Source organism: Mesorhizobium sp. M0910, assembly GCF_040319465.1.
GTDB lineage: Bacteria > Pseudomonadota > Alphaproteobacteria > Rhizobiales > Rhizobiaceae > Mesorhizobium.
On the sequence record NZ_JAMYNZ010000026.1, the window covers coordinates 25,001 to 32,449 of the forward strand.

Sequence of the window (7,449 nt, forward strand, 5' to 3'; positions counted from 1 at the left end):
CACCCTCCAAGCCTAAGTACTCGTGCATGACCGATAGCGAACTAGTACCGTGAGGGAAAGGTGAAAAGCACCCCGACAAGGGGAGTGAAATAGTACCTGAAACCGATTGCCTACAAACAGTGGGAGCCCAAGGTTCGTCCTGGGTCACCACGTACCTTTTGTATAATGGGTCAGCGACTTAGTGTGACGAGCAAGCTTAAACCGATAGGTGTAGGCGCAGCGAAAGCGAGTCTGAACAGGGCGTTCAGTTCGTCGCATTAGACCCGAAACCGAGTGATCTAGCCATGAGCAGGTTGAAGGTAAGGTAACACTTACTGGAGGACCGAACCCATAACTGTTGCAATAGTTCGGGATGACTTGTGGCTAGGGGTGAAAGGCCAATCAAACTCGGAAATAGCTGGTTCTCCGCGAAATCTATTTAGGTAGAGCGTCGACCGAATACCCCAGGGGGTAGAGCACTGGATGGGCTAGGGGTCCTCACCGGATTACCAAACCTAACCAAACTCCGAATACCTGGGAGTAATAGTCGGCAGACACACGGCGGGTGCTAACGTCCGTCGTGAAAAGGGAAACAACCCTGACCTACAGCTAAGGTCCCCAAGTTATGGCTAAGTGGGAAAGGATGTGAGGATCCCAAAACAACCAGGATGTTGGCTTAGAAGCAGCCATCATTTAAAGAAAGCGTAACAGCTCACTGGTCTAAATAAGGGTCTTTGCGCCGAAAATGTAACGGGGCTAAAGCCATACACCGAAGCTTAGGGTTTGCAGCAATGCAAGCGGTAGCGGAGCGTTCTGTAAGCTGATGAAGCCATACCCGTGAGGGATGGTGGAGGTATCAGAAGTGCGAATGCTGACATGAGTAACGTAAGGGGAGTGAGAGACTCCCCCGCCGAAAGTCCAAGGGTTCCTGCTTAAAGCTAATCTGAGCAGGGTTAGCCGGCCCCTAAGTCGAGGCAGAAATGCGTAGACGATGGGAACCACGTTAATATTCGTGGGCCTGGAGGAAGTGACGGATCATTGAGGTAGTCCAATCTTATCGGATTGAAAGGGCTGCTGCGTGGTTCCAGGAAATAGCTCCTCCTTATAGACCGTACCCGAAACCGACACTGGTGGACTGGTAGAGTATACCAAGGCGCTTGAGAGAACTATGCTGAAGGAACTCGGCAAATTGCACGCGTAACTTCGGAAGAAGCGTGACCCTTTCATGCGCAAGCATGGGAGGGTGGCACAGACCAGGGGGTAGCGACTGTTTATCAAAAACACAGGGCTCTGCGAAGTCGCAAGACGACGTATAGGGTCTGACGCCTGCCCGGTGCTGGAAGGTTAAGAGGAGGGGTGCAAGCTCTGAATCGAAGCCCCAGTAAACGGCGGCCGTAACTATAACGGTCCTAAGGTAGCGAAATTCCTTGTCGGGTAAGTTCCGACCTGCACGAATGGCGTAACGACTTCCCCGCTGTCTCCAGCATAGACTCAGTGAAATTGAATTCCCCGTGAAGATGCGGGGTTCCTGCGGTTAGACGGAAAGACCCCGTGCACCTTTACTATAGCTTTACATTGGCATTCGTAGTGGCATGTGTAGGATAGGTGGTAGGCTTTGAAACCTGGGCGCCAGCTCAGGTGGAGCCACCCTTGAAATACCACCCTTATCACTATGGATGTCTAACCGCGGCCCGTTATCCGGGTCCGGGACAATGTATGGTGGGTAGTTTGACTGGGGCGGTCGCCTCCTAAAGAGTAACGGAGGCGCGCGATGGTGGGCTCAGAACGGTCGGAAATCGTTCGCTGAGTGCAATGGCATAAGCCTGCCTGACTGCGAGACTGACAAGTCGAGCAGAGACGAAAGTCGGTCATAGTGATCCGGTGGTCCCGCGTGGAAGGGCCATCGCTCAACGGATAAAAGGTACGCCGGGGATAACAGGCTGATGACCCCCAAGAGTCCATATCGACGGGGTTGTTTGGCACCTCGATGTCGACTCATCGCATCCTGGGGCTGGAGCAGGTCCCAAGGGTATGGCTGTTCGCCATTTAAAGCGGTACGTGAGTTGGGTTCAGAACGTCGTGAGACAGTTCGGTCCCTATCTGCCGTGGGTGTAGGAATATTGAAAGGATCTGTCCCTAGTACGAGAGGACCGGGATGGACGGATCTCTGGTGGACCTGTTGTGGCGCCAGCCGCATAGCAGGGTAGCTATATCCGGACGGGATAACCGCTGAAGGCATCTAAGCGGGAAACCCACCTTAAAACGAGTATTCCCTGAGAACCGTGGAAGACGACCACGTTGATAGGCCGGGTGTGGAAGAGCGGCAACGCTTGAAGCTTACCGGTACTAATAGTTCGATCGGCTTGATCGTTCTCATTCCTAATGCCCATTTTTGGCGACAATCCCTGGATTGCGCCGAGATGGATGGCACAGAAAACAGCTTCTCGAGCAACGTGCGTTTTGCCGACCTGGTGGTTATGGCGGAGCGGCTGCACCCGATCCCATTCCGAACTCGGCCGTGAAACGCTCCAGCGCTGATGGTACTTCGTCTCAAGACGCGGGAGAGTAGGTCGCTGCCAGGTCTGCCAAGCGCACGTTGTTTAATCTTCTCCTTACGAACAGGCCCGCCAACGGGACTCCGGGCCGCGCAAGCGGCCCTTTCATTTGGCGGAAGCTTGAATTCGGTGAGCCAAGGCTTACCTTTAGGGTTGACGCGGGGTGGAGCAGCCCGGTAGCTCGTCAGGCTCATAACCTGAAGGTCACAGGTTCAAATCCTGTCCCCGCAACCAAAATTCGAAAACGGCCCGCCTTGTGCGGGCCGTTTTCGTATGCGCTGAAGTGCGGCGACGGGACACTTAGCATGCCGCGGCCAATTTCTCGCGTATGTGCTCCGATCCACCTCTCATACGTCGGGCGAATGGCCGATCGGGATTTACGACGCGCCAAAAGGGCGCGCTGCCGTCTTGACTGATATGCACCAAATGCCGCCGCACGGTCACCGGCAGCAGGCGTCTGCTCCGTATTTTGCCGCGAGCTTACGTCGCAACTCTGCAAGGTCCGATAAGTGGCCAGGTCGTGCAGCCCGGAGCTCGTCAGCGACCATTTTCTCGGTTGGGATCAGCATGCTCTGCATAAGGGTCTTGCCTTTGCGTCTCGTTTTGACCACCGGCAATTCGCTCATAATTCACCTCCAGGAACTCCCTACGGAAGACGAACAAGGATGCCGCAATTCCGACAAGTCTCGGATTGATTTGATTGCCGTGGCCTTACGCCGCTGGGAGTTTTTGTTGGCTCTGTGCTGCCCAACGGAACGGAACTCTACGTCTTCGCCGACATGGCTCGAGTTGTAGCTCTAACCGGCATCCCGGTTGGTCAAAGCGATGTGGCAGCAGCCGAAACCGTGGCCCGGTGTCCAGGTGACATTGTCGAAGCGTACCCCGGTAGCCTCGAACAGGCCGCGATCGAAGGCGCCGGCGATGCGGCAGAGCGTGGCGAGTTTCTCGTCGTCGACGCCGGCTTCGACCCAGGCGTCCTTCAGCGGGCAGCGCCTGACCTTGAAGGCAATGCGGTCCGGACCGCGTTCGACGTCGGTCGGATACATGCGACCGCCATCCGGGCTGACGGCCAGGAACGCCTCGCCGATCGCCGGTGCGTCGTTGGGGCCGAAATCGGCGAAGGCCGCCGCCGCAACCTCCCTGCCTCGCCGTTCAATGGTGCGGATCATGATCGCCTCAGCCTTTTCCGCGCCAACTTCCGCGGTTAGCTCGTCGAGCAACAGACGATAGAGATCGGCACGGTTGCGGAAGGCGGAATCGAGTTCGCGTGACAGTTTTTCGGCTCGGGCTTCGGCGTCGGTCATGATGCGTCCCGTTCGATCCTCGACAGTCTTGGCGCTGCCGCCACCAGCGCCTTGCCGATCGCGGATTGCGGCGCGTCGATGACGGTGCGGGCATCGCCGCTCTCGGCAATCCGCCCGCCGTCCAGAATGGCGATGCGGTGGGCGATGGCACGGACGACGCCGAGATCGTGCGAAATGAAGAGATAGGCGATGCGCTCCTCGCGTTGAAGGTCGAGCAGCAGCCGCAGGATCTGCGCGCGCACCGAAACGTCGAGCGCCGACACCGCCTCGTCGAGCACGACCAGCGACGGTTTCGTGGCGATGGCGCGGGCGATTGCAACGCGCTGGCGCTGACCGCCGGAGATTTCGTGAATGGCGCGGCCGGCGAGACCGGCGCTGAGGCCGACGCGTTCCAGCAGAGCGACGATACGGCGCGGGCGTTCGGCGCGAGAGGCGATGTGATGGATGCGCAAGGGGTCGTCGAGCACACGTGCCACCGTGGCGCGTGGGTTCAAGGCGGCGAGCGGATCCTGAAACACCGTCTGCAGACGAGCGCGCCGGTCGCGCAACGCAGCGCCGTTCAACGACAGGAAATCACTGCCTTCAAATTCGATTCGGCCAGCATCGGCTTCGATGAGCCGCAGTATGAGCCGAGCGATCGTCGATTTGCCGCTGCCGGAAGGTCCGGCCAGCGCCAGCGTCTCGCCATACTCGATGTGGAAGGAAACATCGTCGGCCGCGGCGATGATCTTGCCGCCGCTACTGTATCGTTTGGTCAGGCCGGAAACGGCGAGCAGCGGACTGGTCATGTTCGCTGCAGCAGCGGCTCGGCGTCTAGGCCGAGATTGGCGTCGAGCAGCGCCCTTGTGTACGCGTGACGCGGCGCACTGACCACCTGCGCCGTCGCACCGAGCTCGAGCAGCTCGCCATGCCGGAACACGGCGATGCGCTCTCCAAGCTCAGCGGCCAGCCCAATGTCGTGGCTGATGAACAGCAGCGTCATGCCGTCCTCGGTCACGAGTCGCCGGATCAGCCCGACGATTTCGGCCTGCACGATGGTGTCCAGGGCACTGGTCGCCTCGTCGGCGATCAGCAGTTTCGGCCCGGCCGCGATCGCGGCGGCGATCGCCACGCGCTGCTTCTGGCCGCCGGAGAGCTGATGTGGAAAGGCGCGCAGAGCGGCATCGAGGTCGGGCAGACGGACGCGTTCGAGCAAGGCTTTTGCTCTGGCATAGGCGTGTCGCCAGTCAAGTCCGAGATGCGTGCGCGCGACTTCCGCGATCTGCTTGCCGATTGGCATGACCGGATCGAGACTGGCGGATGGGTCCTGGAAAACGAAGCCGATATCACGGCCTCCGAGAGGAAGGCTATTGAGAACAAGGAAAGATTGATGATCTTTCGAATGAGACGATCGAAATTCCGTCATCTGCCACTCGATCGCTCCGCCGATCTTGGCACTGGCCGGCAGCAGCCCAGCAATCGCCAGCGCCAACGTGCTCTTGCCCGAGCCGCTCTCGCCGATGATGGCGAGGCGCTCGCCGGCGGCGACATCGAAGCTGATATGTTTCAGCGCCGCCACCTCGGCGCCGTCGCGGCGATAGGTCACCGTCAGATTGCGGATCGAAGCAAGCGCCGTCACGACAGGCTCCTCCTCACCGATGTCGTCTCGACGACGCCTTCGCCGGCGAGATAGACGCCGAGCACGGTCAGCACGAGTGCTATTCCCGGAACGATCGAGAGGAAGGGCGCGGTGCGCAGCACGGCGCGGCCTTCGGCGATCATGCCGCCCCAGGTCACGCGGTTGGGGTCGCCGAGGCCGAGAAAAGACAATGCCGCTTCGGTGAGAATAGCCGCGGCGACGATCACCGACGACAAGGCCAGTACCGGCGGCAGCGCGTTGGGCAGCACCTCGCGAAAGGCGATCTCCAGCGGATGCATGCCGATGACGCGGGCGCCGGCAACAAAATCGCGCTCGCGGATCGACAGCACTTCGGCCCGCGTCACGCGTGCCGGTCCGGTCCAGGCGCCCAGCGCGATCGCAGTGACGACGACGCCGAGCGACGGCCCGACAATGCTGACGAAAGCCAAAGCCAGCAGGAAGGCTGGGACGGTCTGGAAAGCGTCGGTGATGCGCATCAGCACCTCGTCGACAAGGCCGCCGGCAAAACCGGCCAACGTGCCGATTACGGCGCCGACGACAAGCGCGGTGGCTGCTGCTGCCAGGCCGACCGCGAGCGAGGTGCGGGCGCCGTGGAAAAGCTCGGCCAGCACGTCACGGCCGAGGCGGTCGGTACCGAGTGGCAGCGACCAGTCCTGGAACGGCGACAGCAATGCCGGCCCGGCAATGGCCTGCGGATCGCTCGGAAAGAACAAAGGTGCGGCAAGCGCCACGGCAGACAGCGCCGTCAGGATGACCGCGCCGGCGATCGCTTCCGGCGTGCGAAGAAAGCGGCGAAGCGGGCTCACGCGCCGGCCTCACTGGCCCCGACGCGCGGATCAAGGACGGCGTAGGCGATGTCGACGAGAAGGTTGATGATGACGACCAGGACGGCGCTGATGAGAATGATGCCGAGCAGCAACGGCGTGTCGCGTGCCGCCACCGCTTCCTGCGCCAGCCGGCCAAGGCCTGGCACGGAAAAGACGCTTTCGATAACGACGCTGCCGCCCAACATCTGCGCGGACTGCAGGCCAAGCATGGTGACCAGCGGCAACAGCGCATTGCGGGCGACGTGAGCGAGCACGATGCGGCGGCGGGAAAGTCCCCTGGCGCGGGCGGCCAGCACAAAATCCTGTCGCCAGACCTCGGCCATGCCGGCGCGCATCATGCGCAGATAGAGCGCGAGATAGATGAAGCCGAGCGCCGAAACCGGCAGGACGAGATGGCGGGCGATATCGGCGGCGCGATCGAGGCCGGTCCGGGCCGAGGCGATACTCTCGATCCCGCCGATCGGAAACCATCGCAGGTCGACGGCAAAGACGATGATCAGCACCAGCCCAAGCCAGAAGCCCGGCACGGCATAGAGCGCCAGCGAACCGATGGACAGAAAGCGATCGCGAAAACTGCCGGGCCTGGCGCCGGCATAGATGCCGAGTGCCGAGCCGAGACCGAAGGAGAGCGCGGTGGCGCTGCCCATCAACAGCAGCGTGTTGGGCAGGCGCTCGAGGATGACGTCGCGGATCGGCCGCGAAAAGGTGACCGATTGGCCGAGATCGAGATGCAGCAGCGCCCAAAGATAATTGGCGAGCCGCGTCAGTTCCGTCTGGTCGAGACCCCAGCGGTGACGCAACAGCTCGATCATCCCGGCGTCGCCGCCGGTCGAGACGATGTAGGCATCGACCGCGTCGCCGGGAGCGGCTTCGAGTAACAGGAAGGTGCCGATGACGACAATCAGCAGCACGAAGATGCTGCCGACGAGACGGCGGCGAAGGAGGATGACAGCGCGGGTCATGGCATAACGCCGATAGGAGAGCCAAGTCTTCGGTGCCGCGCTCTACGGCGCCCCCTCTGTCCTGCCGGACATCTCCCCCACAAGGGGGTGTTTGGACCGGGGACATCGCGAACAGGTGTGCGAGGACATCGCGAACAGTTTGCCATCCTATCGTTGGCTTGCATTGAGGTCGATGGTCTGGAT

Annotated in this window: 5 protein-coding genes, 1 tRNA gene and 2 rRNA genes (1 of these 8 running past the window's edge); 3 read left to right on the top strand and 5 right to left on the bottom strand. The window is 60.8% G+C overall.

Features of this window, described 5'->3' with window-relative positions:
* The 3 genes from NKH78_RS31190 to NKH78_RS31200 all read left to right on the top strand — a co-directional run.
* Positions 1 to 2,350: ribosomal RNA gene (locus NKH78_RS31190) — 23S ribosomal RNA — on the top strand; it begins 457 nt to the left of the window's first position.
* 96 nt (positions 2,351 to 2,446) lie between these two features.
* A 5S ribosomal RNA gene (rrf, locus tag NKH78_RS31195) occupies positions 2,447 to 2,561 on the top strand.
* 130 nt (positions 2,562 to 2,691) lie between these two features.
* Positions 2,692 to 2,768: transfer RNA gene (locus tag NKH78_RS31200), tRNA-Met, on the top strand.
* Between the two features lie 563 nt (positions 2,769 to 3,331).
* Here NKH78_RS31200 and NKH78_RS31210 read toward each other — a convergent pair.
* The 5 genes from NKH78_RS31210 to NKH78_RS31230 are packed head-to-tail and all read right to left on the bottom strand — an operon-like array spanning position 3,332 to position 7,266.
* Entirely contained in the window at positions 3,332 to 3,838 is a 507-nt protein-coding gene (locus NKH78_RS31210) for an L-2-amino-thiazoline-4-carboxylic acid hydrolase (RefSeq protein ID WP_352702580.1), read from the bottom strand.
* Positions 3,835 to 4,626: an ATP-binding cassette domain-containing protein gene (locus NKH78_RS31215; RefSeq protein WP_352691525.1), complete on the bottom strand. Its 792-nt coding sequence runs from the start codon at positions 4,624 to 4,626 to the stop codon at positions 3,835 to 3,837. Before NKH78_RS31215 ends, NKH78_RS31210 begins: the two co-directional genes overlap by 4 nt.
* On the bottom strand, positions 4,623 to 5,456 hold the full coding sequence (locus tag NKH78_RS31220; RefSeq protein ID WP_352737558.1) for an ABC transporter ATP-binding protein: 834 nt from the start codon (positions 5,454 to 5,456) through the stop codon (positions 4,623 to 4,625). Before NKH78_RS31220 ends, NKH78_RS31215 begins: the two co-directional genes overlap by 4 nt.
* Positions 5,453 to 6,283 (bottom strand): ABC transporter permease, encoded by an 831-nt coding sequence (locus tag NKH78_RS31225; protein ID WP_352737557.1) that lies wholly within the window; start codon positions 6,281 to 6,283, stop codon positions 5,453 to 5,455. The genes NKH78_RS31220 and NKH78_RS31225 overlap by 4 nt, the downstream gene beginning before the upstream one ends.
* Positions 6,280 to 7,266, bottom strand: a complete 987-nt coding sequence (locus tag NKH78_RS31230; RefSeq protein ID WP_352506674.1) for an ABC transporter permease — start codon at positions 7,264 to 7,266, stop codon at positions 6,280 to 6,282. The genes NKH78_RS31225 and NKH78_RS31230 overlap by 4 nt, the downstream gene beginning before the upstream one ends.
* Positions 7,267 to 7,449: the final 183 nt, after the last annotated feature.

What these genes read in the sequence shown, in the direction of transcription:
- NKH78_RS31230 (WP_352506674.1), bottom strand. Translation starts at nt 7,266, where the DNA reads ATGACCCGCGCTGTCATCCTCCTTCGCCGCCGTCTCGTCGGCAGCATC.
- NKH78_RS31210 (WP_352702580.1), bottom strand. Translation starts at nt 3,838, where the DNA reads ATGACCGACGCCGAAGCCCGAGCCGAAAAACTGTCACGCGAACTCGAT.
- NKH78_RS31215 (WP_352691525.1), bottom strand. Translation starts at nt 4,626, where the DNA reads ATGACCAGTCCGCTGCTCGCCGTTTCCGGCCTGACCAAACGATACAGT.